The sequence below is a fragment of the Streptomyces sp. NPDC057900 genome (assembly GCF_042887885.1).
Lineage (GTDB): Bacteria > Actinomycetota > Actinomycetes > Streptomycetales > Streptomycetaceae > Streptomyces.
The window spans coordinates 195,806-222,511 of the sequence record NZ_JBHVOI010000007.1; the positions used below are offsets into that span (position 1 = coordinate 195,806).

Annotated in this window: 25 protein-coding genes and 7 tRNA genes; 12 read left to right on the forward strand and 20 right to left on the reverse strand. The window is 72.9% G+C overall.

All coding sequences use genetic code 11. The features are described from left to right. The first annotated feature begins 38 nt into the window (after positions 1 to 38). Positions 39 to 764, forward strand: coding sequence for a 3'-5' exonuclease (locus tag ACFVQ0_RS25430; protein ID WP_390091522.1), 726 nt, complete (start codon positions 39 to 41; stop codon positions 762 to 764). Positions 765 to 831: 67 nt separating this feature from the next. On the opposite strand, the gene ACFVQ0_RS25435 is transcribed toward ACFVQ0_RS25430, so the two are convergent. Together ACFVQ0_RS25435 and ACFVQ0_RS25440 are read right to left on the reverse strand one after the other, a co-directional pair. Further along, positions 832 to 903: transfer RNA gene (locus ACFVQ0_RS25435), tRNA-Val, on the reverse strand. 39 nt (positions 904 to 942) lie between these two features. After that, the gene (locus ACFVQ0_RS25440; protein WP_390091523.1) at positions 943 to 1,389 is read right to left on the reverse strand and encodes an SRPBCC family protein; all 447 of its coding nucleotides are present in this window, start codon (positions 1,387 to 1,389) and stop codon (positions 943 to 945) included. Between the two features lie 83 nt (positions 1,390 to 1,472). On the opposite strand from ACFVQ0_RS25440, the gene ACFVQ0_RS25445 reads away from it, so the two are divergent. Continuing rightward, a complete protein-coding gene (locus ACFVQ0_RS25445) occupies positions 1,473 to 3,965 on the forward strand; it encodes an SCO7613 C-terminal domain-containing membrane protein (protein WP_390091642.1) in 2,493 nt (830 codons plus the stop codon). Positions 3,966 to 4,022: 57 nt separating this feature from the next. Here the strand turns inward: ACFVQ0_RS25445 and ACFVQ0_RS25450 are convergent, their stop codons facing one another. Beyond that, on the reverse strand, positions 4,023 to 5,051 hold the full coding sequence (locus tag ACFVQ0_RS25450; protein ID WP_390091524.1) for a hypothetical protein: 1,029 nt from the start codon (positions 5,049 to 5,051) through the stop codon (positions 4,023 to 4,025). A gap of 133 nt (positions 5,052 to 5,184) precedes the next feature. On the opposite strand from ACFVQ0_RS25450, the gene ACFVQ0_RS25455 reads away from it, so the two are divergent. After that, the gene (locus tag ACFVQ0_RS25455) at positions 5,185 to 5,865 is read left to right on the forward strand and encodes a TetR/AcrR family transcriptional regulator (protein WP_390091525.1); all 681 of its coding nucleotides are present in this window, start codon (positions 5,185 to 5,187) and stop codon (positions 5,863 to 5,865) included. Between the two features lie 98 nt (positions 5,866 to 5,963). Here the strand turns inward: ACFVQ0_RS25455 and ACFVQ0_RS25460 are convergent. Both ACFVQ0_RS25460 and ACFVQ0_RS25465 read right to left on the reverse strand, forming a co-directional pair. After that, positions 5,964 to 6,035: transfer RNA gene (locus tag ACFVQ0_RS25460), tRNA-Val, on the reverse strand. 55 nt (positions 6,036 to 6,090) lie between these two features. Further along, on the reverse strand, positions 6,091 to 6,582 hold the full coding sequence (locus tag ACFVQ0_RS25465) for a TIGR02611 family protein (RefSeq protein ID WP_390091526.1): 492 nt from the start codon (positions 6,580 to 6,582) through the stop codon (positions 6,091 to 6,093). Between the two features lie 190 nt (positions 6,583 to 6,772). On the opposite strand from ACFVQ0_RS25465, the gene ACFVQ0_RS25470 reads away from it, so the two are divergent. Together ACFVQ0_RS25470 and ACFVQ0_RS25475 are read left to right on the forward strand one after the other, a co-directional pair. Next, positions 6,773 to 7,186: an SsgA family sporulation/cell division regulator gene (locus ACFVQ0_RS25470; RefSeq protein WP_003959770.1), complete on the forward strand. Its 414-nt coding sequence runs from the start codon at positions 6,773 to 6,775 to the stop codon at positions 7,184 to 7,186. A 211-nt stretch (positions 7,187 to 7,397) separates the two neighbouring features. Then, complete coding sequence (locus tag ACFVQ0_RS25475) at positions 7,398 to 7,973, forward strand: CGNR zinc finger domain-containing protein (RefSeq protein ID WP_390091527.1); 576 nt, start codon at positions 7,398 to 7,400, stop codon at positions 7,971 to 7,973. A 4-nt stretch (positions 7,974 to 7,977) separates the two neighbouring features. Here the strand turns inward: ACFVQ0_RS25475 and ACFVQ0_RS25480 are convergent, their stop codons facing one another. The 4 genes from ACFVQ0_RS25480 to ACFVQ0_RS25495 all read right to left on the reverse strand — a co-directional run bounded on the left by ACFVQ0_RS25480 (position 7,978) and on the right by ACFVQ0_RS25495 (position 11,094). After that, positions 7,978 to 8,175 carry a hypothetical protein gene (locus ACFVQ0_RS25480; RefSeq protein WP_390091654.1) on the reverse strand — a complete coding sequence of 66 codons (198 nt, stop codon included), beginning with the start codon at positions 8,173 to 8,175 and terminating at the stop codon, positions 7,978 to 7,980. A gap of 112 nt (positions 8,176 to 8,287) precedes the next feature. Continuing rightward, positions 8,288 to 9,259: an acetylxylan esterase gene (locus ACFVQ0_RS25485; RefSeq protein ID WP_390091528.1), complete on the reverse strand. Its 972-nt coding sequence runs from the start codon at positions 9,257 to 9,259 to the stop codon at positions 8,288 to 8,290. Positions 9,260 to 9,426: 167 nt separating this feature from the next. Next, positions 9,427 to 10,443, reverse strand: a complete 1,017-nt coding sequence (locus tag ACFVQ0_RS25490) for a LacI family DNA-binding transcriptional regulator (protein WP_390091529.1) — start codon at positions 10,441 to 10,443, stop codon at positions 9,427 to 9,429. 189 nt (positions 10,444 to 10,632) lie between these two features. After that, a complete protein-coding gene (locus ACFVQ0_RS25495) occupies positions 10,633 to 11,094 on the reverse strand; it encodes a hypothetical protein (RefSeq protein ID WP_390091530.1) in 462 nt (153 codons plus the stop codon). Between the two features lie 193 nt (positions 11,095 to 11,287). On the opposite strand from ACFVQ0_RS25495, the gene ACFVQ0_RS25500 reads away from it, so the two are divergent. Further along, a complete protein-coding gene (locus ACFVQ0_RS25500) occupies positions 11,288 to 11,803 on the forward strand; it encodes a DsbA family protein (protein ID WP_327336014.1) in 516 nt (171 codons plus the stop codon). A gap of 51 nt (positions 11,804 to 11,854) precedes the next feature. Here ACFVQ0_RS25500 and ACFVQ0_RS25505 read toward each other — a convergent pair whose 3' ends face one another. The 3 genes from ACFVQ0_RS25505 to ACFVQ0_RS25515 all read right to left on the reverse strand — a co-directional run bounded on the left by ACFVQ0_RS25505 (position 11,855) and on the right by ACFVQ0_RS25515 (position 14,673). Continuing rightward, positions 11,855 to 12,691 carry a GNAT family N-acetyltransferase gene (locus tag ACFVQ0_RS25505; protein ID WP_390091531.1) on the reverse strand — a complete coding sequence of 279 codons (837 nt, stop codon included), beginning with the start codon at positions 12,689 to 12,691 and terminating at the stop codon, positions 11,855 to 11,857. Between the two features lie 126 nt (positions 12,692 to 12,817). Next, a complete protein-coding gene (locus ACFVQ0_RS25510) occupies positions 12,818 to 13,639 on the reverse strand; it encodes an aminotransferase class IV (protein ID WP_390091532.1) in 822 nt (273 codons plus the stop codon). Beyond that, positions 13,636 to 14,673, reverse strand: coding sequence for a chorismate-binding protein (locus tag ACFVQ0_RS25515; RefSeq protein WP_390091643.1), 1,038 nt, complete (start codon positions 14,671 to 14,673; stop codon positions 13,636 to 13,638). The genes ACFVQ0_RS25510 and ACFVQ0_RS25515 overlap by 4 nt, the downstream gene beginning before the upstream one ends. A gap of 163 nt (positions 14,674 to 14,836) precedes the next feature. On the opposite strand from ACFVQ0_RS25515, the gene ACFVQ0_RS25520 reads away from it, so the two are divergent. From ACFVQ0_RS25520 to ACFVQ0_RS25540, 5 genes are all read left to right on the forward strand, one after another. Further along, a tRNA-Gly gene (locus ACFVQ0_RS25520) sits at positions 14,837 to 14,909 on the forward strand. A gap of 38 nt (positions 14,910 to 14,947) precedes the next feature. After that, positions 14,948 to 15,021, forward strand: a tRNA-Cys gene (locus tag ACFVQ0_RS25525). Position 15,022: 1 nt separating this feature from the next. Further along, positions 15,023 to 15,094: transfer RNA gene (locus ACFVQ0_RS25530), tRNA-Val, on the forward strand. A 19-nt stretch (positions 15,095 to 15,113) separates the two neighbouring features. Continuing rightward, a tRNA-Val gene (locus ACFVQ0_RS25535) sits at positions 15,114 to 15,185 on the forward strand. Between the two features lie 23 nt (positions 15,186 to 15,208). Continuing rightward, positions 15,209 to 15,280: transfer RNA gene (locus ACFVQ0_RS25540), tRNA-Val, on the forward strand. A 110-nt stretch (positions 15,281 to 15,390) separates the two neighbouring features. Here the strand turns inward: ACFVQ0_RS25540 and ACFVQ0_RS25545 are convergent. From ACFVQ0_RS25545 to ACFVQ0_RS25560, 4 genes are all read right to left on the reverse strand, one after another. After that, positions 15,391 to 15,678 (reverse strand): zf-TFIIB domain-containing protein, encoded by a 288-nt coding sequence (locus tag ACFVQ0_RS25545; RefSeq protein WP_390091533.1) that lies wholly within the window; start codon positions 15,676 to 15,678, stop codon positions 15,391 to 15,393. Between the two features lie 67 nt (positions 15,679 to 15,745). Then, a complete protein-coding gene (locus ACFVQ0_RS25550) occupies positions 15,746 to 16,771 on the reverse strand; it encodes a phosphotransferase (RefSeq protein WP_390091534.1) in 1,026 nt (341 codons plus the stop codon). Between the two features lie 281 nt (positions 16,772 to 17,052). Further along, positions 17,053 to 17,262: a hypothetical protein gene (locus tag ACFVQ0_RS25555; RefSeq protein WP_390091535.1), complete on the reverse strand. Its 210-nt coding sequence runs from the start codon at positions 17,260 to 17,262 to the stop codon at positions 17,053 to 17,055. 161 nt (positions 17,263 to 17,423) lie between these two features. After that, positions 17,424 to 17,708 (reverse strand): hypothetical protein, encoded by a 285-nt coding sequence (locus ACFVQ0_RS25560; protein ID WP_390091536.1) that lies wholly within the window; start codon positions 17,706 to 17,708, stop codon positions 17,424 to 17,426. A 205-nt stretch (positions 17,709 to 17,913) separates the two neighbouring features. On the opposite strand from ACFVQ0_RS25560, the gene ACFVQ0_RS25565 reads away from it, so the two are divergent. Beyond that, complete coding sequence (locus ACFVQ0_RS25565) at positions 17,914 to 19,209, forward strand: protein kinase (RefSeq protein WP_390091537.1); 1,296 nt, start codon at positions 17,914 to 17,916, stop codon at positions 19,207 to 19,209. Positions 19,210 to 19,226: 17 nt separating this feature from the next. Here the strand turns inward: ACFVQ0_RS25565 and ACFVQ0_RS25570 are convergent, their stop codons facing one another. The 4 genes from ACFVQ0_RS25570 to cbiE form a co-directional block, all read right to left on the reverse strand. Then, positions 19,227 to 20,045 carry an RNA methyltransferase gene (locus tag ACFVQ0_RS25570; RefSeq protein WP_024490659.1) on the reverse strand — a complete coding sequence of 273 codons (819 nt, stop codon included), beginning with the start codon at positions 20,043 to 20,045 and terminating at the stop codon, positions 19,227 to 19,229. A 64-nt stretch (positions 20,046 to 20,109) separates the two neighbouring features. Further along, positions 20,110 to 21,366: a uroporphyrinogen-III C-methyltransferase gene (cobA, locus tag ACFVQ0_RS25575; RefSeq protein WP_390091538.1), complete on the reverse strand. Its 1,257-nt coding sequence runs from the start codon at positions 21,364 to 21,366 to the stop codon at positions 20,110 to 20,112. A 209-nt stretch (positions 21,367 to 21,575) separates the two neighbouring features. Beyond that, positions 21,576 to 25,088, reverse strand: coding sequence for a nicotinate-nucleotide--dimethylbenzimidazole phosphoribosyltransferase (gene cobT / locus ACFVQ0_RS25580; protein ID WP_390091539.1), 3,513 nt, complete (start codon positions 25,086 to 25,088; stop codon positions 21,576 to 21,578). A gap of 333 nt (positions 25,089 to 25,421) precedes the next feature. Continuing rightward, positions 25,422 to 26,660 carry a precorrin-6y C5,15-methyltransferase (decarboxylating) subunit CbiE gene (cbiE, locus tag ACFVQ0_RS25585; RefSeq protein WP_390091540.1) on the reverse strand — a complete coding sequence of 413 codons (1,239 nt, stop codon included), beginning with the start codon at positions 26,658 to 26,660 and terminating at the stop codon, positions 25,422 to 25,424. Between the last annotated feature and the right edge of the window lie 46 nt (positions 26,661 to 26,706).

Below are 26,706 nucleotides of genomic sequence, written 5' to 3' on the forward strand. Positions count from 1 at the left end.
ATCACGCCATCTGCCGCTGGGGCGCGAGGAGTTCGGGGATGACTCATTGGTACGAGGGGCCACTGGCCGCTTTTGACACCGAGACGACGGGAGTGGACGTGGAGGGGGACCGGATCGTGTCGGCCGCCCTCGTCGTCCAGGACAGCGCGGGCGGGCAGATGCGCGTCACCCGCTGGCTGGTGAATCCGGGGGTGCCGGTTCCGCCGGGGGCGACGGAGATCCACGGGCTGACCGATGACCACCTCCAGCGCAACGGGCGGTGGCCCGCGCCGGTGGTGGAGGAGATAGCGAGGGCGCTGGCCGAGCAGAGCGCGGCGGGGCGGCCGCTGGTGGTGATGAACGCGCCGTTCGACCTGACGCTGCTGGACCGGGAGCTGAGGCGGCACCGGGCGTCGTCGCTGGCCGGGTATCTGGGGAACGCGTCGTTGTGCGTGCTGGACCCCCGGGTGCTCGACAAGCACCTGGACCGCTACCGCAAGGGCCGGCGCACCCTCACGGATCTGTGCGAGCTGTACGGGGTGGTGCTGGACGGCGCGCATGACGCGGCGGCCGACGCGGCGGCGTCGCTGGAGCTGGTCCGGGCGGTCGGGCGGCGGTTCGCCACCCGGCTGGAGCGGCTGACCCCGGCGGAGCTGCACACGCTGCAGGCCGGGTGGCACGCCGCCCAGGCGCGGGGCCTGCAGGCCTGGTTCGCCAGGAGCGGTACGCCGGAGACGGTGGACCCGGCGTGGCCGTTGCGTCCGGAGCTGCACGCGGCCGCGTGAGCGGACCGGTCGCGGACACGCGAAGGCCGGTCCGTCGATGCTGCTGACGGACCGGCCTCTCCCGGGGTGGGCGATACTGGGTTCGAACCAGTGACCTCTTCGGTGTGAACGAAGCGCTCTCCCACTGAGCTAATCGCCCGGGAACGGGTTGAACCATACAGGGCCCTGCGGGTGTGGTTCAAACCGCTTCCAGCCGCGCGGCGAACCCGCGCCGCCCGGCCCGCATCATCAGGGCGTGATTGGCCCGGAACAGCGGGCGCCCCGGCACCGCGAGTACCCGCAGCAGCCTCTTGCGCACCTCGACCTCCTGCTCGTACGTGGCCCGGCTCCCGGCCCCGTGCGGGGACACGGTCCAGCGGGCCCAGCCTTCGAGATCGCCGGTGATGGCCACTTCGAGAACCCCGGCGCGCGGATCGCGCCGTCGTTCGCGGACCGTGATGACGAGGTCGTACGGGAGCAGTGAGCGGATCCTGGTGGTGCCGGAGGTGTCGTCGGCGGGGGTGACCCGGCGGACCTGCGGCCACCATCGCGGGTACTGCTCCACCTTTTCCAGCAGCCGGTAGACGGCGCCGGGCGGTGCGGCGAGGTCCCAGACGGTGACAAATCGGTAGTGGCTCCAGTCCATGCGTCCAGGATGCGCATACTCAGCCGGGGAACTGAGTATCCGTGCCCATGCCCCCGCGCGTGACCGCCACCACACTCGCGTTCATGGAACATCTGCCGCCGCCCGCCGAGGAATTGGCGCTCCTCGACCGTGAGCTCGCCGGACTGGACCTGCGCCGGTCCCAGCTGCTGCACCGCCGCGCCTGGCTGCTGAACGCCTTGCGGACGCCCGGCCCGGTGACCGCGCCTCCCCCGCCCGCGTTCCCGGTGCGGACCCCGGCGCCGGTACGGCTGCCCGCCCCCGCGGTCCGCACCGGGGGCGCGCAGAACGTGCTGCTCACCCTCGGCGGACTGCTGCTGACGGTCGCGGCCATCGCGTTCACGCTGGTCAGCTGGGGTCAGATGGGGATCGGCGGCCGCACGGCGGTGCTGGCGACCCTGACGCTCGCGGCGTTGGCCGCCCCGGCGGCTCTGCTGCGCCGGGGGCTGTCCTCGACGGCCGAGTCGCTCGCCGCCCTCGCGTCGGTGCTGATGGTGCTGGACGCCTTCGCGCTGCACGAACTGGCCGCGCCGGGGACGGGCGGTCTGGGCTTCGCCGCGACCGCCGCCGCGGTGCTGTCGGTGCTGTGGGCGGCGTACGGGCTGCTGCTCGGCGGGCTGCGGCTGCCGTTGCCCGCCTCGGTGCTCGGCGCTCAGCTGCCGTTGCTGCTGTGGGCGTGCGCGGAGCGGGCGGACGCCCTGGTGTTCTCCGCCGCGCTGCTGGCGACGGCGGCGCTGGACTGCGCGATCGCCGTGTGGGGCAAGGGAGTCGCGGTACGGGTGACGGCGTGCGCAGCGCTCTGCGCGACCGGTGGGGCGGGGCTGCTGATCGCGCTGGCGAAGGCGCTGGCGGCCGACGCCCCGTCAGGCGCGTTGCTGCCGGGGGCGCTCCTGCTGGCGGGGGCGGCGATCGCGCTGTCCGGGGCCCGGCGGGCGCCGGTGGCGGCCGCGGTGGCCGGTGGTCTGGTGGCCGGTCTGGCGGCGGTGGCGGCCGTCGCCTCCGTGGTGGCCGCGGGGGTGCCCGGCGGCTGGGTGGTGCCGGTGTATCTGCTCTGTGGCGGGGCGCTGTTGGCGGGTGTACGGGCTCCGCTGGGGCGTCCGGCCGGGCAGGGGGTCATGTGGGCGTCGGGGGCGGTGACGGCGGGCTCCGTGCTGTTCTCGCTGCCGCCGGTCGCGGTGTCACTGGTGGGCCCGGTGTCGCAGCTGGGCCGGGTGTGGGCGGGTGCGCCGCTGGGCGGTGCCCGGGGTGCGGTGGGTGCGGTGGGGCTGCCGTGGACGGAGATGGGCGCGGCGCCCGTCGTCCTGCTCCTGGTGGCCGGGGCGCTCGCGGCGGCGTACCGGTGGTGGGAGGCCGTGCGGCGGTGGGCCGGGCCCGTGCTCTCCCCCGGCCCCTCGGCGCGGGGTGCGGTCGGGGCGGTTGCTCCGGTGCTCGGCTGGGCGGGGATCGCCGTGCTTCCCTCGGCGCTCGATGCCTCGTACGCGATGACCGTCGCCGTGCAACTGGTCCTGGTCGCGGGCGTGTTCGCGGTGGCGGTGGGCGGTCTGCGGCGCGGGGCGACGAGTGTGGCGGCGACGGCTTCGGTGTGCGGGGCGACGGGTGCGGTGGACGTGGCGCTGCTCTCGCTCGCCTCGGAACCGGCCACCTATGCGGTGTTCGGAGCGCTGTTGACGCTGTGCGCGGCTGCGGCGATCGCGCTGGACGCTTCGGCGGCAGGGGGCCGGCGGCCGGGCCGGGTGGCGTCGGCCGTGCAGGCGGTGGCGGCGTGCGCGGCGGTGGGCTGCGCGGTGGTGCTGACGGTCGCGGGCGGCGCCTCGCTGGGGCTGGCCGCGCACCGGGCGGCTCCGCTGGTGCTGGTGGTTCCCGCGCTGACCGTGCTGCTGGGCGCCCGCCTGAAGGCGCACACGGTCGCGCTGCCGGTGGAGCTGGCCGGTGGCGCGGCGGCGGTACCGGCCGTCGGCATGGCGGTGGGCGATCTGCCGTCCCTCGCCCTGGTGCTGTCTTTGTGCGCGGTGCAGGCGGCGGGCGCGGCGTTGCGTCCGGAGCGGCGGCCGGTGGCCGGATATCTGGCGACGGCGCTGTTCCTGGCGGCCGCCTGGGTCCGGCTGTCCGCGTCCGGGGTGTCGTCCCCGGAGGCGTACACCCTGCCGGTGACCGTCGCGGCGCTGGTGATCGGCGGGCTGCGCCGCCGCCGCGATCCGGCCGCGTCGTCGTGGACGGCGTACGGGGCGGGCCTGGCGGCGACGCTGGTGCCGTCGCTCGTCGCCGCCTGGGCCGATCCGCACTGGCTGCGGCCGCTGTTGCTCGGCGCGGCGGCCCTCGTGATCACGCTGGCGGGGGCGCGGTGGCGGCTCCAGGCGCTGCTGGTGCTGGGCGGTGCGGCGCTGGCGCTGGACGCGGTGCACGAGCTCGCGCCGTACGTGGTCCAGGTGGTCGGCGCGCTGCCGCGCTGGGTGGCTCCGGCGCTGGCCGGGGTGGTGCTGCTGGCGGTCGGGGCTACGTACGAGAAGCGGCTGCGCGATGCCCGGCGGCTGCGGAGCGTCCTGGGCCGGATGCGGTGACGTGACCGCGGGGTGCGGTCCGAACCGGCCGTGGACGGGGGCCCGACGCCGCGGGGGTCAGCCGGCGCGGTAGTGGTCGGCGACCGCGGCGAAGGCCGCCTTGGGCTCCCAGGGCATGTCCGGGTACGTGTCACCGTGGCGGTCTTCGAGGACCTTGACGATGCCGAGGCCGGCGAGGTCGAGGTCGTCGCGGGGATCGCCGTCGGGTCGGTGCGGCAGGTTGTAGAGGGCGAAGAGGAACACGAAGGCGCTGTCGACGCCCTCGCTCTCGAAGATCTCCAGCAGCTCGCTCAGATAGGCAGCTTGCCCGGCTTCGTCCCGCTCATACACCCCGTTCAGCCGGAGCGGAGCGCCGGTGGCCTCGTCGGTTTCGAGGATTTCCATGCTGCGGGGCGCGACGTCGCCCGCGCCGCGCCAGGTGGCGGTGCCGAAGCCGGTGATGGCGACCGGTTTGGGCTGGGCGACCAGGCTCCGCACGGCGTCCCGGAATCGGTCCGCCACCTCGGCGGACCGGATGAGCTCGAAGGTCGTGAAGTCGAACATGTCCCAGTCGACGGCTTCGAACTGGATGGCGGCGTACGTGACCTTGCCGTGGAAGCGCTCGCGGACCAGCGCCACGGCTTCGCGGAGGAAGGCGTTGAGTCGGGTGCCGACCGCTGCGAGTCGCTCGGGCCTTCGGGCCGGGTCCCCCAGGAGCCGGCTGATCCGCTCCCCGGTGCTGTCGCCTTCGAGGAAGCCGTGGTTCATGACGCTCAGTTCGACGCCGGTGACGAACACGACCTCGGCTCCCCGCGACCGGAGCCGCTCGGCCCGCTCCGCGCAGTCGGCGAGCAGCGTGAGGATCTCGTCGGTCGTCAGATCGAGCGGATACGGCGAGAACCAGATCTCCAGGCCGAGTTCGGCGGCGTGGCGAGCGGCGAGGTCCAGACGGTCCGGGTCGCCGCCGGTGATGTGGACGGCGGTGCAGTGGAGATCGTCGCGGATGACGGTCAGCTCTCTCCTGACCAGGTCGGGGTCGAAGCGTTCCCGGGAGTTGCCGCCCTCGCGGATGAAGCCGGTGTCGTAACAGATGCCTTTGGCTCGCATGTCTCTGACCTCTCAGTGGACCTGTCAGCGGGGGCCTGTCAGCAGGAGCCCGCCAGTAGGGGCCTGAGAGTAGAAGCAAATATTGCGTGCGCGCAAGTTTGCGCGCACGCACCTATCCTGGGATAGTGCTGGGGTGACAACAGGGCAGAACGGGCTGCGCGAGCAGAAGAAGCAGGCCACCCGGGTGGCATTGCGCGAGGCGGCACTGCGGCTGGCGCTCACGCATGGGCCGGGCAACGTCCGCGTCGACGACATCGCCGAGGCGGCCGGGGTCTCACCGAGGACCTACAACAACTACTTCTCCAGTCGCGAACAGGCGATCGTCGCCGCCGTCACCGCCGAACGGGAATCGCGAGTCGTCGCGGCGGTGGCGGCCGCGCCCGCCCACGTCCGCCTCACCGACGCCGTGACCGAAGCGGTCCTGGAGCAGTACACCGAACCACGTGACCGCGACGGGCTGCTGCTGATCACCACCAGCCCCGCGCTGCGCGACACCTTCCTCGACACCACCACGGCGATCGAACACCCCCTCGCCACCGCGATCGGCCGGCGCCTCGGTGACACCGGCACACCCACCGCCCGCGTGCTCGCGGCGAGCGTGGCCGCCGCTGTCCGGATCGCACTGCGGGAGTGGCTCCAGCCGCCGGCGGCGCCCCTCGCGGCCGGTGGGCTCGTCGTGCCGTCCGGATCGCCGGCCGAACCGCTCCGCTCCGCACTCGCCGTACTCGCACCCGCACTCGACGCCGCCGAGGAAGAGGCGGAGCAGCGCGCGGGCCGCTCCGCCCGCGCCGCTGATCACGCGGCTTCGGCGTAGCGGCGGATCCCGCGCAAGCCGTGAGACACAGGAACCGCGCATACGAAAACGCCGACGGCCCGGAAGCTTCAGGAAGCTTCCGGGCCGTCGGTCCGGGGTGGGCGATACTGGGTTCGAACCAGTGACCTCTTCGGTGTGAACGAAGCGCTCTCCCACTGAGCTAATCGCCCCGGGCGCACGCCAAACATTACCCCATGTCAGCGGCGTCCCCCGACCAGCTCCGGGTCACTCGTGGATCTTCCACGGCATGACGATTCCGAACTTCCACACATAGACCCCCACCAGCACCGCGACGATCACCAGGCCGATCACGGTGAGCGCGATGTTCCGCCGCCGGACCTTGGGATCGAGGGCCCGCTTGGCGGCCTCCGTGACCTTCCGCCGCGTCCAGCGCAGCACCAGCTGGGCCCAGACGAACTCGGTCGCCCAGATCGCCATGCCACCGAAGATCACCAGCCAGCCGGGGCCCGGCAGCGGCAGCATGATGATGCCCGCCACCACCACGGCGAGGCCGACCAGGAACACGCCGACCTGCCAGCTCAGGTGCAGCGCCCTGGACGCCTTGATGAACCCGGGCGCCCTGGAGCCGAGCTCCGGGCCCTCCTCCGCCGCATCCGGCGTGACGCCCCCCGTCACGCCTCCCGTCACGTCCCCCGTCGCGGGCGCCGGAATCGTCGGTGCGACGACCCCGTCCCGCTCGTCACTCTCCGCATTCATGGTGGCCAACCTACCGGAACGACTCCCGTCACTGGAATGGCCGCATAACCCAAAGTTACACACCGCTGTACGAGCTACCTGAAGGATCACAAAACGGTCAGAGGGGTTTACAACGCCACCGTAGGTGGCATGTCGATTTCGCCGACGTGCGAATCCCCGAGCGCACACTGAGCGAAAGGCCCTGGCGCTTATGAACACCACGGTCAGCTGCGAGCTGCACCTGCGCCTCGTTGTGTCGAGCGAGTCCTCACTGCCTGTACCCGCGGGCCTGCGGTATGACACGGCCGATCCGTATGCCGTGCACGCCACCTTCCACACCGGAGCGGAGGAAACGGTCGAGTGGGTTTTCGCCCGCGACCTCCTTGCCGAGGGGCTGCACAGGCCCACCGGCACCGGAGACGTCCGCGTCTGGCCATCCCGTAGTCACGGCCAGGGCGTCGTCTGTATCGCACTGAGCTCCCCAGAGGGCGAAGCCCTGCTGGAGGCCCCGGCACGGGCCCTGGAGTCGTTCCTGAAGAGGACCGACGCCGCGGTCCCGCCGGGTACCGAGCATCGTCACTTCGATCTCGATACGGAGCTCTCACACATCCTGGCGGAAAGCTGAGCCAGGCCGAGAACTGCACGACGCCGTCCGACTCGGGGAGACGGCGTCGCGCGGACAACCTCATACGGCGGAAACCGGCGCCGTCACCACGGAATCCACTGTGGTGACGGCGCCGGTCCGCGTGCGGACGCCCCCGCGCACCGCTGCCGTGCCAGTAGAGTCATCCGGCATCGGTGGGTGCCCCGCCCGCCGGAGGCCAGGGAGCGAATGCGTGCTGATCCCACACGACACCCGGATCGCCCTCGACACGGTGGTCGCGCTGGTGAACACCGCGCCCGAGAGCGCGCAGCCGCAGGAGGGAGCGCCGGCCGACGGGCTCGGCGACATCCCCGCGCTCCACGCGTTCGCCGCCCGCCACCGGATGAGCGGGGTGACCGAGCTCGACGAGAAGGACCTGCGGGCCGTGCACGACGTACGGGACCGGTTCGCGGCGGTCTTCGCGGCGCCGGATGCCGGGACCGCCGCCTCGCTCGTCAACTCCCTGGTCGCCGCCGCGGGCACCACGCCGCAGCTCAGCGACCACGACGGCTACGACTGGCACGTGCACTACTTCGCGCCGGACTCCTCGATCGCCGACCACCTGGCCGCCGACTGCGGGATGGCCCTCGCGTTCATCATCGTGGCGGGCGAGACGGAGCGGCTGCGGCGGTGCGAGGCGCCGGACTGCCAGCACGCCTTCGTCGACCTCTCCCGCAACCGTTCCCGCCGCTACTGCTCCAGCCGCACCTGCGGTAACCGCCTGCACGTCGCCGCGTACCGGGCACGCCGCCGGGAAGCGGGCGACTGACCGCTCACAGCACTAAGAGATCGTGCAACGCGGCCATCAGCAGCAGGCCGCCGATCACCGTGAGGAAGATCATCAGAGGGGGCTGGGAAAGCGCGAAGAGGCAGCCACGCGGCTCTTCGGCGGGGGGTGCGGGGGCGTCGCCCCGGGAGGTGTCCACCATCTCGGGACGATCATGACGCAAGCCGGCCCTGTTGACGATCAACAATCGTCTTTATGACGGGAGTTCACCCTTCACGTGGTGACCGAAATCGTTCGGTCGTCCGATCTCGCGTCACACATTCGGGGCCGCCCCGCACTCCCCCGCCGCGCCTCCGTCAGTCCAGGTCCCGCAGCATGCGCAGCTGCAGCGCCCGGTGCGGCGAGCCGCCGCCCTCGTGGCCGTTCCAGGGGTAGACCTCGATCTGCTTGGGGCCGGCCCAGTGGTTGTAGGCGGCGAAGACGGTCGACGGCGGGCAGACGGCGTCCATCAGGGCCACCGAGTACAGCGCGGGCACCGTCGCCCGAGCGGCGAAGCTGACGCCGTCGAAGTACGAGAGGGTCCGGAACACCTGCTCGGAGAAGCCGTTCTGGGCGGACAGGAAGCGGACGATCTCCTGGTACGGGTCCCGGTCCGTGAGCTCCACCGCGCGCCGGTAGTGCGTCAGGAACGGTACGTCGATGAGGGCCGCCTTGACGTGGGGGCTGAGCCCCGCCACCGCCTGCGCGATGCCGCCGCCCTGGCTGCCGCCGTGCACGACGATCCGGTCCGCGTCGACGGCCGGGTGGGCGCGGGCCACCTCTACGGCGCGCACCGCGTCGGTGAACACCCGGCGGTAGTAGTACTCGTCGGGGTCGAGGATGCCCCGGGTCATGAAGCCGGGCGACTGCGGGTTGCCGCCGCCGTGCGGGTCCGCGGTGGAGCCCGGCGAGTCGTTGTTGACGGCGCCCTGCCCCCGGGTGTCCACGAGCAGGGTGGCCCATCCGGCGGCGGGCCACACCAGGTGGTCGTGCGGCAGCCCGCGCCCGCCGCCGTAACCGAGGTAGTGGACGACGGTGGGCAGGGGGCCCTCGGCTCCGGCGGGGACGTTCAGCCAGGCGCGTATGCGGTGGCCGCCCCAGCCGGCGAACGACACGTCATGGGACACCACATTGCTCAACGCCGCGTCGTACAGCGTGAATTCGGCGTCCAGCGGGTGGGCGGACGCCTCTTCGAGGGTGCGCTGCCAGAAGGCGTCGAAGTCGTCGGGTTCAGCGACCTCCGGACGGTAGGAGCGGAGTTGGTCCAGAGGCAGGTCGAACAGGGGCACGGCGTCTCCGTTTCGGGCAGGCTGATGAAAACGGCAAGGCGAATGACACGCGTGAACGACACGCGTGAACGGATCAAGGAAACAGCACCGCGCTCGACGGGCCACGCCGGGGGCTCGGCACGCGGCCTCGGCGCGGGTCTCGGCGCAGGGGGCTTCGGCGCGGGGCCTCAGCGCGGGGTGGAGCTCGATGCCCGTACGACGAGTTCCGGCTGGAGCACCACGCTGCGGTGCTCATGGCGGCCGTCGTCGTCCGCCTCCTCCAGCAGGAGTTCGGCGGCCATCCGGCCCATCACGACGGCGGGCTGACGGACCGAGGTGAGCGGCACGGCAGCGGCGGCGGCGAACTCGATGTCGTCGTATCCGACGATGGCGATGTCCTGCGGGACCCGCACCCCGGCCGCGTAGAGGGCCTGCAGCACGCCCAGGGCGAGCAGGTCGTTGGCGCAGAACACGGCGGTGGGGCGCGGCACCAGGCCGAGCAGCCGGGCTCCCGCGTCGCGTCCCGCCGCCACGTCCAGCCGGTCGGAGGGGATCTCGACGAGCGCCTCGGGCTCCAGCCCCGCCTCGGCCAGGGCGGACAGCGCGCCGGTCCGGCGGTCCCTGATCTGGTGCAGGTCGCCCGGTCCGCTGACGTAGGCCACCGAGCGGTGCCCGGCCGAGATCAGGTGCCCGACGGCCAGGGCGCCGCCCCGCACGTCGTCGACGGAGACCGCGCAGGTCCCGGTGGTCGACGCGACCCGGTCCACCAGGACGTAGGGAATCCGGTGGCGACTGAAGGATTCGAGGTTGCGGCCGGTCGCGTCGGCCGGTGTGACCAGGACGCCGCAGACCCGCTGTTCCGCGAAGAGACCGAGGTATTCGGCCTCTTCCGCGGGGCTCTGGCCGCTGTTGCAGACCATTACGCCGAGGCCCGCCTGCCGGGCGGTGCGCTCGGCCCCGCGGGCGACGTCGACGAAGAAGGGGTTGCCCATGTCCAGGACGAGGAGGGCCATGATCCGGCTGCGTCCCGCCCTGAGCTGGCGGGCGGACTCGCTGCGGACGTAGCCGAGGTCCGCGATGGCCGCCAGCACCCGCGCCCGCGTCTCGGGGAGTACGGTCTCCGGCCGGTTGATCACATTGGAGACCGTGCCCACGGAGACCCCGGCCTGCCGGGCCACATCCTTGATCCCTGCCACACGCGCCACTTGTGTCCTGCCCCACTGGTGCCCTTGGCCGCACTGGTCCAGCGGCGTCACCCCATCGTACGGACGGTGTGAGTGAATTGATTCAATCCGGTCGGGACGCTAGCCCTGATCCCTGAACACCGTCAAGAATCATGCGTGAATCGATTCAGGGGGCACAGAACACCGGGCTGGGGGCGGACGTGACGGGTCTCAGATGCCGTGCTTCTTCAGGATCGCCTCGATGTCGCTGAAGTCGTCGCCCGTTCCGCTCGCGGCGGCCTGCTTCTTCGGCCTCTCCCGCTGCTGCGGCTGGGCCGCCGGGACACCCGCCCCCAGCGACGGCGCCGAGGCGGCCGGCTCCACCGCGCCCTCCCGCGCGGCACGGGCGGCGGCCTTGCGCTCCTTGCGGGTACCGCCTCCGCGCCGTTCGACCGCGCGGGTCGTGATGAACAGCAGCCAGGCCACTCCGAGCAGCCCGAAGCCCAGCCAGACGCTCGGCTTGAAGGCGATGTCCGTGACCCACTGGATGACACCGGTCAGCACCAGGCCGATCGGGACCAGGGAGTAGGCCGCGATCCTGGTCGCCGCGAGGAACCGCTTCCGGTACGCGGTGACGGCGGCGATGCCCAGGCCCGCCGCGGACGCCGCGGAACAAATGGTCTCGGCAAGCATCGGTGCCTCCAGGCGCAGGGGAAACGTCCCTTCCATCCTGCACCTGTCCATGGGCCCGGGGCCACGCCCGGGTCCCACTTCAGGGACATATCAGGGCCGGGATCCTCCGCAGGTGCCGTACCGGGCGGACAACCGTGCCCCGCACGCCGATGCCAGGTCGGGGCTCTTCCCCGCACCCTGGGAGACTGGTCCCATGAGTGATTCCACCCCCGCAGCGCCGGTCGTCCTCGACATCTGGTGCGAGCTCCAGTGCCCCGACTGCCACCACGCCCTCACCGATGTGCACGCCCTGCGGGCCCGGTACGGCGACCGGATCGAGGTGCGGCTGCGGCACTTCCCGCTGGAGAAGCACAAGCACGCCTACGCCGCCGCACAGGCCGCGGAGGAGGCCGCGGCGCAGGGCAAGGACTGGCCGTACATCGAGGCGGTCCTCGCCCGCACCGCGGAGCTCGGCCGGACCGGCGAACCGCTGCTGATCGAGGTGGCGGAGGAACTCGGGCTGGACGCCGAGGAGTTCGACACCGCCCTGATCGACGGCCGGCACCTGCTGATCGTCGACGCCGACCAGGCGGAGGGCAAGGCGATCGGGGTCACCGGCACTCCCACCTATGTGATCGGCGGAGAGCGGCTGGACGGCGGCAAGAGCCAGGAGGGTCTGCGCGAGCGGATCGAGGAGATCGCCGACCGGCTGCTCGCCGGACAGGGCTGAGCCCGCCGGGCGCCGCGGGCCCGGCAGCGGCCTCCGGCGCCCGGCGCGGGACTACAGCTGCTTGGTCAGGTTGTACTGGGTCGGCTCGTAGCCCAGCGACTCGTACAGCCGGAGCGCCGGGATGTTGGCCGTGACCACGTGCAGGCCCAGCCGCTGGTGCCCCGCCGCCAGCGCGATCCGCTCCGCCTGGAGCATCAGCGCCCGCCCGTACCCCCGGCCCCGGAATTCCTCGTACACCTCCACGTCGAACACGTAGTCGACCAGCATGCCGGGGTGCATCTCGAACCGGGCCACCCAGACGCACCCCACGGTCCCGCCCTCGTGGACCAGGAAGTGCAGGTGGGCGCCCTCGGTCGCCAGGCCGTCCGGAAGGTGCCCGGCGTGGGAGGCGCGAGCGGCCCGCAGCGCGGCCTCCTCCGGGGTTCCCCGGGTGATCAGGCTCTCCGCGTAGCCCGCGATGGCCCGGTCCTCCCACCGGGCGAACTCGCCGGGCGTCATCGGGCGCGCGGTCAGCCCGTCCGGCAGAGCAGGCGGGACAGGCGGCAGCGACTTGATCATGTTCCTGCTGCGCTCGGTGTACCCGAGCGCGGCGGTGAGCCGCTGCGCCGCGGTGTCGGCGGCGCCGACCTCCGTACGCACCTGGGCGCAGCCCCAGCCGCGCAGCACCTCTTCGGCCGCCAGTGCGGCGATGGTCCCACGGCCACGCCTGCGGACGGGTTCGTCGATCCGCAGGGAGCGCAGGACGCCGGAGCCGCCGGCCGAACCCGGCTCGACGGCGATCTCGACAGCGCCGACGGGGCGCCCGTTGTCGCACACGTCGTACGCGCGGTCCTGTGCGCCGTCGGCGCCTTGCTGTATCGGCCCGGAAGGCCGGAGTGTCGTGGTCATCAGGGGATTTCTATCCCCCGCACGCCGCGCCGTCATCCGCTTTTATGGACATCCTTTACGGACATCCCGGATGTTTTCACGGTCGGCACCGTGAAAGTCGGCAGCCGTGAAACCCGCCGTCACCGGCTACGGGTCCAGGTCGTCGCCTGCCCGCTCGCCGAAGACGCTCATGGCCTTGGCGGTCACCGGGCCGGGTGCGCCGGGCAGTTCCCTGCCGTCGATCCGGTGGACGGCCTGGATGTCGCGGAGCGTGGAGGTGAGGAAGACCTCCTCTGCCCGTTCCAGTACGTCGAAGGGCAGCTCGGTCTCCTGCGCCCCCGTCCACTCCACCGCCAGGGCCCTGGTGATCCCGGCCAGGCAGCCCGAGGCGACCGGCGGGGTGTGCAACTGCCCGTCGAGGACGACGAAGACGTTGGAACCGGTGCCCTCGCAGAGCTGTCCGACGGTGTTGGCGAAGAGCGCCTCGGTGGCGCCGCGCTCATGGGCGCGGGCGAGCGCGACGACGTTCTCGGCGTACGAGGTGGTCTTGAGCCCGGTGAGCGCGCCGCGTTCGTTGCGCGTCCAGGGGACGGTGATGACCGCCGTGGTGTCCGGGCGGCGCTTCACCTCCCCGAGCGCGACGACCAGACCGGGTCCGGCGGTCCCCCGGTCGGAGCCGAGCGGCGAGATGCCTCCGGTGTACGTGATCCGGAGCCGGCCGAGGGCGGCGGGGTTGGCCTCGATGACGGCGGCGCAGGCCCGGCGCACCTCGTCCGGGTCGGGCGCCGGCAGGCCGAGTCCGCGGGCGGAGCGGGCCAGCCTGTCGAGGTGCCGGGTGAGCGCGAAGGGCTTCCCGTCGGCCGTCCTGACCGTCTCGAAGACGCCGTCGCCCACGGTGAGCCCGTGGTCGAGCACGGACACCCGTGCGTCATCGGCGTCGCACAGTTCGCCGTTGACCCAGATCCTCATGGTGCGGTCCTTCCGGTTGCTTCGTATGTGCCCGACGCTACCGCGAGCAGCCTGGACGCCTTGAGTTCGGTCTCGTCCCATTCCCGTTCCGGATCCGATCCCCAGGTGATGCCTGCGCCGGTGCCGAACCGCAGGACGGGGGCGGCCCCGGTGCGGTCGGTCCAGAAGGTGCGGATGCCCACGGCGAGCGAGGCGGTGGAGCGGTCGGCGTCCACCCAGCCGATGCCGCCGCAGTACGGGCCGCGCGGGGCGGTCTCCAGCTCGCCGATGATCCTCAGCGCGCTGGCCTTCGGGGCGCCGGTGACCGAACCGGGCGGGAAGGCCGCGGCGAGGATCTCCGGCCAGCCGGTCCCCTCCGCCAGCAGCCCGCGCACCGTGGAGACCAGGTGGACGAGGCCCGGGTGCTTCTCGACCGCGCACAGATCGGGAACGGTGACCGATCCGGTGGCGCAGACTCGTCCGAGGTCGTTGCGGACCAGGTCGACGATCATCACGTTCTCCGCGTGGTCCTTCTCCAGCAGATCGTCCTCCGTGCGGCCGGTGCCCTTGATCGGTCCGGACTCCACGGTGCGGCCGTCCCTGCGGAGGAACAGCTCGGGAGAGGCGGTCGCGATCTCCACGCCGTGCGCGGGCAGCCGGATCGTTCCCGCGTACGGGGCGGGGTTGCCGCGCGCCAGCAACGCGGTGAGGGCGTCCACGTCGGCCGCGGACGGGTCGGGCAGCCGGGCCGTCATCACCCGGCAGAGGTTGGCCTGATAGACCTCGCCCGCCGCGATGTACGCGCGGATCCGGCGCACGGCGGCGATGTACGCGGCGCGGTCCAGCGACGAGTTCCAGTCACCGGCGGCGGGCCCGTGCCAGCCGCCCGGCACCGGGGCGGGCACGGCTGCGGTGCGTACGGTGGCGAAGCGGGCGCAGGTGAGGCGTCCCTCGAAATCGGCGGAGACGGCCCAGAACCCTGACGAGTCGAGGGCTGCCGGGTCGCTGGTCACATCCCGCAGATCGGAGGCGACGAGGCCGCCGAAGCGGGCCATTGGGGCAAGGTCGTGCACGTCGGTGAGTCTAGGTCGGCCCGCGGTGACCTGCGCCGGGGCGAGTGCACCTCAGCACGCTGCACAAACGCGTTTTTGTACTGGCCCCGGAATCCGCTAGAGTTCATCACGTCGCCGGGACGCGCAAGTGAACCGGAACCGACAAGCGGACGTAGCTCAGTTGGTAGAGCGCAACCTTGCCAAGGTTGAGGTCGCCAGTTCGAACCTGGTCGTCCGCTCGCAGAAGGTGGGGGATCTTTCCCGAACCCCCACCCCTGGTGGAGTGGCCGAGAGGCGAGGCAACGGCCTGCAAAGCCGTCTACACGGGTTCAAATCCCGTCTCCACCTCCAAGGACGATTAGCTCAGCGGGAGAGCACTTCCCTGACACGGAAGGGGTCACTGGTTCAATCCCAGTATCGTCCACCGGTCCGCAAGGACCCCCGCGCGATTAGCTCAGCGGGAGAGCGCTTCCCTGACACGGAAGAGGTCACTGGTTCAATCCCAGTATCGCGCACGCAGTACACGCAGGGTCACCCTGCGCGATTAGCTCAGCGGGAGAGCGCTTCCCTGACACGGAAGAGGTCACTGGTTCAATCCCAGTATCGCGCACAGTCCGAAGCCCCGGTCGTCTCGACGACCGGGGCTTCGTCGTTGCCGCACGGATCCCGGGTCGTGGCCCGGACGGACGCTGTCCGGGCCACGACGCGGGGCGAGCCGGGTCAGGACGAGAAGAGCATCCGGCCGAAGCTCTTCTGCCGGTAGTGGCCGTGGTGACCGCCGTGGTGCTGCTGGTGCGGGGCGCCCCAGGCCGGTGCGGGGGCGGCCGGGTAGGCCTGCGGTGCGGGCGGCGGGGGCGGAGCCTGCTGCGTCCACTGCGCTTCCACGCGGGTCAGGGACTCCAGCTCGCCGTAGTCCAGGAATATCCCCCGGCAGCCGCTGCACTGCTCGATCTGAATGCCGTTGCGGTTGTACGTGTGCATCGGTGCGTGGCACTTGGGACACTGCATGTTCGGGCTCACTCCTCGCCGTCGGTAGCCGTCGCCGGAATGCGTGCCCGCCGACGGTCGGTTCACCCTACGACGCGCTTCCGGTGGCCAACTCGGGTGCGAGAGTAGCAATTCGGGCACAGCTCCCGATCATCATCTGTTCCACCTCATCCGGATCCCGGCCCTCCGCCGCCGACTTGGCGAGGGCCAGTGCCGCGGTCTGTACGGTCAGGGCACGGGCGGCGACGTCCAACTCCGGCCAGGGGTCGCCGTCCGCGGGCAGCGCGGGCCCGCCGGCGGCCCGGTAGGCGCCCAGGAAACGGAACCAGATCTCGGGCGGCAGCAGTCCGGCCGCGTACCAGGCGGCGGGCCTGGCCAGGTCCCAGGTGGCGTCACCGATGCCCGCGTCGTCGACGTCGATCAGCAGCCAGCGGCCTCGCGGGGCGGGGTACCGGACGAGCTGGCCCAGGTGCAGATCGCCGTGGCAGAGGAAGCGGGCCCGGTCCGCGGGGGCGGGGGTCTCGTCACGGGCCCAGCCGGGCAGCCGCCGCCAGGCCGCGAGCACCGGCCCGGTGGACGGATCATCACCGGGACGCGCCGCCCGCATCCGGTCCACGGCGAGCGCCGCCTTCGTGGGCCCCCGCATGACCGGAAGCTCCGGCGCCGGGAGCGGGGTGCGGTGGAGGCGGGCCAGGAGCGCGGCGGCCTCCTCCCACGGCGCCGCGTCCGGGTCCACCGGGTCCACCGGCTCTCCGTAGGGCCACAGGGTGACCGGGCGGCCGTGGAGCTCGATGAGGTACGGCGACGGGCGGGCGGGATGCTCTGCGGCCGTCACGGGGGCTGTCGGCGGCTGTGCGGGCACGGGAAGGGGCGCGAGCAGGACGTCCGCCAGCGCGGGGCGGGCGGACAGCCGGAGGCGTGCGGCCAGGGCGGCGGTGTCCGTTCCGGGAGCGTGGGCCTTGGCGACGACCGCGCCGCTGCGGACCACGGTGCCGTCCGCCCGGTCCGCGAGGACGACGGGCGGCGGGCAGTCGCAGCCGTCCGGGGCGGGGGTGTGGGCGTGGGCCGCGTCGTGGGCGAGGGCGCCCAGCGCGCGTACGACTGCGGTGGTCACGGTCTCCCCCGGTGGCGCAGGATCTGCGGGCCGGCCGGCGCCGTACCCGCCGAGGAGCGTACGCGGGCCGCCCGGACCGGTCGCTCCCCGGGCTCACCGCCCCGTGTGAGGAGCCCGGTGGCTCGGAGACGGCACGTCCCCTGAACGGGCCCGGACAGCGCGATGTCCGGTCAGCTCCCCAGCTGACCGGACAAACGCTGCCGTCCGCCGCACCCCCGTCCCCACGGGGTTGTTGGCCGGATGTCCCGGTCCGAACCGCTCTTCCGGACCCGGGGCGCCGCTCAGCGCCCCAGCATCACGCCCACGGACGACGCCTGTGTGACCACCGCGTCCCAGCCGCCGAAGACGACTACGAGCAGGGCCGCCAGAGGAAGAACCATGGCCGTCGCCACCAGCGGGTGGCGCTTGCCGGACGACGGACGGCTGCCGAACGAGGCGTACGCCTTGCGTCCCTGCGTGCGGCTCATGGTCCGCGCTGCCGTGTCCGCCATGGATCCTCTCCTGACCTGATGTGGAGCGGCGGGCGTTCGGCCTCGGGGGACGAGTGCGACGCCCGCCGCACAACTTCAACATTAGGGATTCGGCCGACGGGCGGCGTCATGCCCGCGTACCGAATGCCGGGCCTCCCGGAGGATGAGCCAGCGGCGGTCGGCTACTCCCCTGGGTGGAGACCGGCCCGGCCGGCCTTGGGGTCATCCCCGAGGGGACGCTCGGAAGCGTCCTCCCTGGGTACCGGTTGTTCGACCAGGGCGAGCACCCTGGTCGCCATGAAGCGGGCGGTGCGCACCACTGATCCGCTCCTGGTGACTTCACTCACTTCGACCACCCCCCGACGGACCGCCGTCTCCACCCGGCGACCCGCTCTGGAGGCCACTACTTCGTAGGTACGGGTGGTGTCCCCGGCGTCCACGACTATCTCGACTCGATCGCCCTTCACTGATCCAATCCCCCTTCTGCGACGGACCTTTGAGATCTCGCACGGGCCGGGCAGCCTGGATCCGCGGCTCCCTGACCACTCCTCAAGTTTCCCACCCGGCACTGACAATCGATTCGACGGCGAGGGCGCGGCCTCTGAGCACCCCGGGCGACGGGTACGTAAGCTGTGCCTCGTCAGGCGGACCAGGCAGCGGGGATGGGCAGACATGGCGATGATGCGGCTCCGGCGCGAGGACCCGCGTGTCGTCGGTTCGTTCAGGCTGCACCGACGGCTCGGGGCGGGCGGCATGGGTGTCGTCTACCTCGGTTCGGACCGGCGCGGCCAGCGGGTGGCGCTGAAGGTGATCCGCCCGGATCTGGCGGAGGACCAGGAGTTCCGCTCGCGGTTCGCCCGTGAGGTGTCCGCCGCCCGGCGGATCCGCGGCGGCTGTACGGCCCGGCTGGTGGCCGCCGATCTGGAGGCGGAGCGCCCGTGGTTCGCCACGCAGTACGTGCCGGGGCCCTCGCTGCACGACAAGGTGGCGGAGGAGGGCCCCCTGTCGGCCGCGGAGGTGGCCTCGATCGGGGCGGCGCTCTCCGAGGGGCTGGTGGCCGTACACGAGGCGGGGGTCGTCCACCGTGACCTGAAGCCGTCGAACATCCTCCTCTCCCCCAAGGGCCCGCGGATCATCGACTTCGGGATCGCCTGGGCGACCGGCGCCTCCACCCTCACGCACGTCGGCACGGCCGTCGGATCGCCCGGTTTCCTCGCCCCCGAGCAGGTGCGGGGCGCGGCGGTGACGCCCGCGACGGACGTCTTCTCGCTCGGCGCCACGCTGGCGTACGCGGCGATGGCCGATTCACCGTTCGGGCACGGCAGTTCCGAGGTGATGCTCTACCGCGTGGTGCACGAGGAACCGCAGTTGTACGACGTCCACGACGCGCTCGCCCCGCTGGTGAGCGCCTGTCTGGCGAAGGATCCGGAGGAGCGGCCGAGCACGCTCCAACTCTCCATGCGGCTCAAGGAGATCGCCGCGCGGGAGGCGCAGGGTCTGCACGAGAGCCGGCCCCCGGCCCAGCGCTCCGCGCAGGAGGCGGACCGGCCGACCGGCCGGCTGGACGGCCCGTACACCGAGCAGCAGACCCGCCGCGCACCCGGTCCCGGCCCGGTGTCGCGCCCGCAGAACCGGCAGACCGCGCCGCCGCGTCCCTCCTCGCCGCGCACCGGGGGTTCGCGCCCGGAGCGGCAGCCGCGCGGCACGACGGGTTCCGGCAAGCGGCCGCAGGGCGCGAACGGGACGAAGGGCAGGCAGGGCACCCGGCCCGGGACGCGTTCGACCTCGACCGGACGGCGTCCGGCCAATCCCCGGCTGCTGCGGCAGCGGCTCGTGGTCTTCGTCGTGGTGACGCTGCTGGTGGCGCTGGGCATCGCGGCGGCCCAGGGCTGCCAGGGGCCGGCGCGCGGCCTCGGTGCGGGCCCGAGTCAGAACCCGGGACAGAGCCAGGGCCTGAACGGGCAGTAGCCGTACCCCTGCGGGCGTCAGCTCTCCGGGCGGCCGGTGGCCACCGCGTAGAAGGCGACGGCGGCGGCCGCGCCCACGTTCAGCGAATCGACGCCGTGGGCCATCGGGATGCGCACCCATTCGTCGGCGGCGACGAGGGCCTGGGTGGAGAGTCCGTCCCCCTCGGCGCCGAGCATCAGGGCCACCTGGTCCATCCGGTGCGGCGCCGCCTCCTCGATGCTGCTGGCCTTCTCGTCGGGTGTCAGGGCGAGCAGCTTGAACCCCGCCTCCCGTACCGTCTCCAGCGCCTTGGGCCAGGTGTCGAGCCGGGCGTACGGGACGGAGAAGACCGCGCCCATCGAGACCTTGACCGAGCGTCGGTACAGCGGGTCGGCGCAGTCCGGTGAGAGCAGGACGGCGTCCATGCCGAGAGCGGCGGCGCTGCGGAAGATCGCCCCGATGTTCGTGTGGTCGTTGACGGCCTCCATGACGACCACGCGGCGGGTGGTGCGCAGCAGTTCGTCGGCGGCCGGCAGCGGTTTGCGCTGCATGGAGGCAAGGGCGCCCCGGTGCACGTGGTAGCCGGTGACGCGCTCGGCCAGCTCCGGGCTGACCGCGTACACGGGGGCCGGTACCTCGTCGATGACGTCGCGCATCAGGTCGACCCACTTCGCCGAGAGCAGCATGGACCGCATCTCGTACCCGGCCTGCCTGGCGCGTCTGATCACCTTCTCGCCCTCGGCGATGAAGAGGCCCTCGGCGGGCTCTCGCCTGCGCCGGAGCTCGACGTCTGTCAGGCCGGTGTAGTCGCGCAGTCGGGGGTCGTCGGGGTCGTCGACGGTGATGAGATCAGCCACAGGTTGATACTGCCTTGTCCGGTGTGTGGTGCCAACGGTCTGGAGGAAGATCCGTTACCGATGGTTACTCGGCGGAACTTCCCGTGCTGGTCGTGCCGACCGCGACGACGTCGCCGATGACGATGACCGCGGGCGGGCGCACGTCCTCAGCCTCGGCCCGTTCGCCGACGGTCGCGAGCGTCGCGTCGACGCGGCGCTGGGCGGCCGTGGTCCCTTCCTGGACCAGCGCGACGGGGGTCTCGGGGTCCTTGCCGTGGGCGATGAGCGCGCGGGCGATGGCGCCGATCTTGTCGACGGCCATCAGGAGGACCAGGGTGCCGCGCAGCCGGGCGACGGCCGACCAGTCGACCAGCGAACGCTCGTCCTCGGGGGCGACGTGGCCGCTGACCACGGTGAACTCATGGGCGACGCCTCGGTGCGTGACCGGGATACCGGCCGCGCCCGGCACCGAGATCGAGCTGGAGATGCCGGGGACGACGGTGCAGGCGATGCCCTCCGCGGCGAGCGCCTGGGCCTCCTCCATGCCGCGCCCGAAGACGAACGGGTCGCCGCCCTTGAGCCGGACGACCGCCTTTCCGGCCTTCGCGTGTTCGATCAGCGCGTTGTTAATCGCTTCCTGCGCCATGTAGCGGCCGTACGGGATCTTCGCGGCGTCGATCACCTCGACGTGCGGTGGGAGTTCGTCCAGCAGGTCGCGCGGGCCGAGCCGGTCCGCGATGACGACGTCGGCCTCGGCCAGCAGACGGCGGCCTCTGACGGTGATCAGGTCGGGGTCGCCGGGACCGCCGCCGACCAGGGCGACGCCGGGGGTCCTGGTGCGGTGGTGGGGTGCGGCGAGGGTGCCGTCGCGCAGGCCCTCGACGATGGCGTCGCGGACGGCGGCGGAGTGGCGCGGGTCGCGGCCGCCCTGCCCGTCGGTGGTGAGCACGGCGACGGTGATGTCCTCGCTGCGGCCGGTGGCGGGGGTCCAGGCGGTGGCGGCGTCCGCGTCGTCGCTGCGGACGCACCAGGTGCGGGTGCGCTCGGCCTCCGCGGAGGCGGCGTCGTTGGCCGCGGTGTCGTCGGACGCGATGAGCGCGTACCAGGTGTCCGTCAGGTCCCCGTCGGCGTACACCCGGCGCTCCCAGCGGATCTCGCCCGCGTCCGCCATCGCCTCGACGGACGCGGTGGCGGACGGCGACACGAGGACGATGTCCGCACCGGCCGCGATGAGGGCGGGGAGCCGGCGCTGAGCGACCTGGCCGCCACCGACGACGACTACGCGGCGCCCGCTCAGGCGCAGTCCGACGGGGTACGCGGGGTGAACGGCGTGCTCGGCCATGGCGGTGCGGGCTCCTCGTGCAGTGCGGTGTGCGGGCCGCTGCGGCGGTGGAGCGGCTGTGACGTGCGGGTTCACGATACGGGGTGGGGCGGGTGCGCCCGCGGCGGGCTTGTTCCCCTCCCCGCCCCTTCCCGTAACCGGGGCTCCGCGCCTCAAACGCCGGCGAGGCCGGGTATTGCAGCCCTTCCGGCGATTGAGGAGCGGGGGTCCTACTTCTCCGTGACGCCCGCCGAGTCGAACGTCGCCACCTCGTGCATCGCGCGGGCCGCGCTCTGCACGATCGGCAGCGCCAGCAGCGCACCCGTTCCCTCGCCGAGGCGGAGGTCGAGGTCGACCAGCGGGCGCAGGCCCAGCTTGTTGAGCGCGGCGACGTGGCCGGGCTCGGCGCTGCGGTGGCCCGCGATGCAGGCGGCCAGGGCTTCCGGCGCGATGGCACGGGCCACCAGGGCGGCGGCGCCCGCGCTGACGCCGTCGAGGATGACCGGCGTACGGAGCGAGGCCCCGCCGAGGAGGAACCCGGCCATCGCCGCGTGCTCCAAGCCGCCGACGGCCGCGAGCACGCCGATCGGATCGGCCGGGTCCGGCCGGTGCAGGTCGAGGGCGCGGCGGACCACGTCGACCTTGCGGGCGTGCATCTCGTCGTTGATGCCGGTGCCGCGACCGGTCACCTCTGCCGCGTCCATCCCGGTGTACACGCAGATCAGGGCGGCCGACGCCGTCGTGTTGGCGATGCCCATCTCACCGGTGAGCAGGCCCTTGTTGCCGGCCGCGACCAGATCGCGGGCGGTCTCGATACCGACCTCGATCGCCGCGAGGACCTCCTCGCGGGTGAGCGCGGGGCCGGTGGTGAAGTCGGCCGTCCCGGCGCGCACCTTGCGGGGCAGCAGACCGGGCGTCGCGGGCAGTTCCGCGGCCACCCCGACATCGACCACGCACACCTCGGCGCCGACCTGGGCCGCGAAGGCGTTGCAGACCGCGCCGCCGCCGAGGAAGTTGGCGACCATCTGGCCGGTCACCTCCTGGGGCCACGCCGTGACGCCCTGGGCGTGCACCCCGTGGTCGCCGGCGAAGATCGCGACGGCGGCGGGCTCCGGGATCGGCGGCGGGCACATCCGGGAGAGCCCGGACAGCTGCGCCGAGATGATCTCCAGCATGCCGAGCGCGCCGGCCGGCTTGGTCATCCGCTTCTGGCGTTCCCACGCCTCGCCGAGCGCCTTGGCGTCCAGCGGCCGGATGTTGGAGATGGTCTCCTGCAGCAGGTCGTGCGGCTCCTCGCCGGGCAGGGCGCGGCGGCCGTACGTCTCCTCGTGGACGACCCAGGACAGCGGGCGGCGCTTGGACCAGCCCGCCTGCATCAGCTCGGGCTCCTCCGGGAACTCGTCCACGTAACCGACACAGAGGTACGCGACGACTTCGAGGTGCTCGGGCAGGCCGAGGGAACGGACCATCTCGCGCTCGTCGAAGAAGCTGACCCAGCCGACGCCGAGCCCCTCGGCCCGTGCGGCGAGCCACAGGTTCTCGACGGCGAGCGCCGAGGAGTAGGGGGCCATCTGCGGCTGGGTGTGCCGGCCCAGGGTGTGGCGGCCGCCACGGGTGGGGTCGGCGGTGACGACGATGTTGACCGGGGTGTCGAGGATCGCCTCGATCTTCAGTTCCTTGAACTGCTTCGCCCTGGCCTTGGGGAGCGACTTGGCGTACGCGTCGCGCTGGCGCTGTGCCAGTTCGTGCATGGAGCGGCGGGTCTCCGCGGAACGGATGACGACGAAGTCCCAGGGCTGCGAGTGCCCGACGCTGGGCGCGGTGTGCGCCGCCTCCAGGACGCGCAGCAGGACCTCGTGCGGGACCGGGTCGCTGCGGAAGCCGTTGCGGATGTCGCGGCGCTCGCGCATGACGCGCAGGACGGCCTCGCGCTCGGCGTCGTCGTAGCCGGGCGCGGGGGGCGAGGTGACGGGCGCCTCGGGACCGATCTCGGGATCGGCCTCCGCCTCGGCCTCTACTTCGGCCTCTGCCTCGACCTCTGCTTCGGCCTCCGGGAGAACCTCGGGTGCTTCGGCGGGTGCTTCAGGCGCGTCGGCGGCCTGGATGTCGTTCACGGGCTCCGGCTGCACCGGCTCCGGCTGTACGGGCTCAGGGGTGTGCGGTACGACCGGCTCGGGCTGTCCGGCGACGGGCTCGGCCTCGGCCACCTGCGCGGGCACGGCTTCCGTGGTGGCCGTCAGGTCCGGGGTCTCGATGACCTCGGGACCCGTCTCGGCCTCCGCCACCTCCGCCGTCTCGACGGGCACCGGCTCCATGGCGAACGTCCGGACCTCGGGCGCGGCCTCCACGACCGCCTCGGGCTCGACCGGCTGTTCGACGACGGGCGAGGGGGCCGGGTGCGGGGCAGTCGGCAGCGAGCCCTCCACCGGGACGGAGCGGCCCTCGGGCGCACCGTCCGGCACCGGCTCCACCGGCGGCGCGTCGACCGGAGCAGTCTGGACCGTAGCGATGTCGGTCGGAGCCTCCTCAGCCGGGGCCACCTCGGTCGGAGCCACCTCAGTCGCAGCCACCTCGGTCGCAGCCACCTCTGCGGGCGCCACGTAGACGGGCGCCACCTCGGCGGGTGCCGCGTCCACGGGAGCCGCGTCCACGGATGCGGCCTCCACCGGTGCCACCTCTGCGGGCGGCGCGTCGACGACAGCCTCGACCGGTGCCGGTACGGGCTGGGCAGCCGGTTCCGGCAGGGCCTCGACCGGATCCTCCGCCGGAACCTCCGCCGCCACCGGAACGGCGGCGGGCTCCTCGGCGACGACCGGCTCGGGCGCGGGTACCGGCACGGGCTCCGCGGCCGTCTCCGGGACGACCGTTTCTGCTTCTGGCCGCGGTTCCTGAGCCACTGCCGGCTCGGCCGCCTGCTGCGGCGGCTGGGCCGCCCACTGGTTCCCCTGCGGCGGGATCTCGCCGAGCTGCGGGCCCGGCAGCGCGGCCGATTCCTCGGCAGTCATCTCGAAGTACTCGGGCTCGGCCGTGACCGGTCCCGCGTGCCGCGCGGGAGCGGGAGCGGACGCCGGGGCCTGGGCCTGGGCCTGAACCTGGGCCTGCGGCGCGCCCGCAGGGCCCCGGTCCGCGAGCGAACGGACCACGCCGCCGCCCGACGTACCGCCGTAGGCCGGCTCGGGCGAGGCCGGGCCGCGGTGCAGCGGCCGGCGCACGGGCGCCTGGGTCTGGGCCTGGGCGACCGGCACCTGGTTCTGCGCCGGGGCGGGAACGGGCGACGGGATGCGGACGCCGCTGAGGTCGACGGAGCCCGAATCGCGGCCGCCGGACTCATGGGTCCCCTGGCCGGTCCGCGGCAGCGGCTCCGCGGGCGCGTGCGTCGCGTACGCGGGCACCTGGACCTGCGCCTGCTCCTGGAGCTGCACGGGACCCTGGGTCTGCACGGCGCCTTGAGGCTGCGCGTGGCCCTGGTTCTGCACGGCACTCTGGTGCTGCGCCGGGTGGTCGTCGCCCGGCAGCCGGGACGGGTAACCGCCCTGCTCGGGCAGGGCGGCCTGCGGCTCGCTCCAGGCGCCCTGGGGGCTGGGCATCAGCAGAAGGTCGTCGTCCTCCGGCGCCTGCTCGGAGGGATCGAGGTCGGAGGGATCGAGGAAGGTGTAGCCGTCCGGGGCGGGGACGCCCGGCTGCTCCACCATGCCCGCGTTCTCCGGCAGTCCCTCGCCCGGGATCTGGCCGGTGTCACTCATGCGTACCCCTCGCCCATCGTCAGTGCTCCTTCGGCCCTTCGCCCGGGTCGCCCGAACACGGCACACAGGCGCTCGTCCAGTGGAACGAGCCGACGCGCCGCGCGGCACGAAACGGTCGCGGACATACTGCATTCTCGCGGTCGTTCGCCGCCGCGGCAGCTCATTTCGCCACGGCTCGCTGTGGACTGCGCCACGTTGCGCGTCCCCCGGTTTCGCCGTACCACAACGGGGGCCAAAACGGTCCCCTTTTCCGGACATTGACGAACGAAGCGACGATGATCCGGGTGCGGTGCAACGATCGGCCAGCCTACCTCCCGCCGTGTACCGACAGGGTCAGGGGGCGAGATCCGAACGCAGTGCGGACAGCAGGAAGACGACCGAGCGTTCGCGCTCCGACCATGCGGACGTGTCGAGTTCGACGGACTGCAGGAGCGAGCAGGCGACTGTGTATCCGTTCTCGGTGAGGGCGGCGCCCAGCGCCTCGGCCTCGTCCCGGGTCGAGGCATGGGTGACGATCCGCTCCGGTCTGCGGTCCGCGACAGCGGTGACGACGGGGACGCCGCCGCCTCCGATCCGTACGACATCGGGCTCGGGCAGCCGCTCCAGCACGTGCGGGGCGCGGCCCTCGACCACCTGGAGCTGGACCCCGAAGGCCCGCGCCGCCGCCGCGGTGCGGTCGCAGGCGGCCCGGTCGCCGTCCACGGCGAGGACCGCGGCGCCGAACCGGGCCGCCTCCACCGCCAGGGCGCCGCTGCCCGAGCCGATGTCCCAGACCAGGTCGCCGGTCCGGGGGCCGAGGTGGGCGAGTTGGGCGGCGCGCAGTCCGGGGGTCTCGCCCTCGCCGCTCTCCCCCACGGGTTCCGCCCCCTCGCCGCGGTAGGCGCCCGCGGGCAGCGCCCAGCCGCGTACGCCCTGCGGGTAGGCGGGGTGGCGGCCGGCGATCCACGCTCCGTCGGCCCGTTGTTCCGGGCCGCCGCCGATGACGATGACGACGTTGGGGTCGCGCCAGACGTGGTCGGCGGCCCTCTCAGAAGTGACGACGGTGACCTGTTCGCGGGTGGTGCCGAGCTCCTCGCAGATGACGAACGTGCGGTGGACGCCTTCGAGCAGCAGGGCCAGTTCGGCGGGGCCCGCGCCGGGCGAGGTGAGGACGGCGACCTTGTGGTGGGCGCGGCAGACGTTCACCGCGCGGCGCAGGGTGCGGGGGTGCGCGACGACGGTCTGGGCGTCCTCCCACGGCATGCCGGCGCGGGCGAACGCGGTGGCGACGGAGGAGACGGCGGGCACCACTTCGACTTCGAGGCCGTGTTCGGGCGCGCGCAGTGTGCGGACGACGCCGAAGAATCCGGGGTCGCCGTCGGCGAGGACCACGGCGCTGCCCCGGTGGCCGGCGATCCGGCGCGCGGCCAGGTCGATCGAGCCGAGCCGGATCCGTTCCGCGTCGTGCGGCACTTCGGGCAGCGCGAGGTGGTGGGCGGCTCCGGCGACGAGCGTGGCGGCCGAGAGCGCGGCGGTGGCCGCTCGGTTGAGGGGTGAGCCGTCCCAGCCGATCACTGTGACCCGGTCGGCCATCTGTCGTCAGTCTCCTGGAGTCGGTGCAGGCGGGGATGGTCGCCCG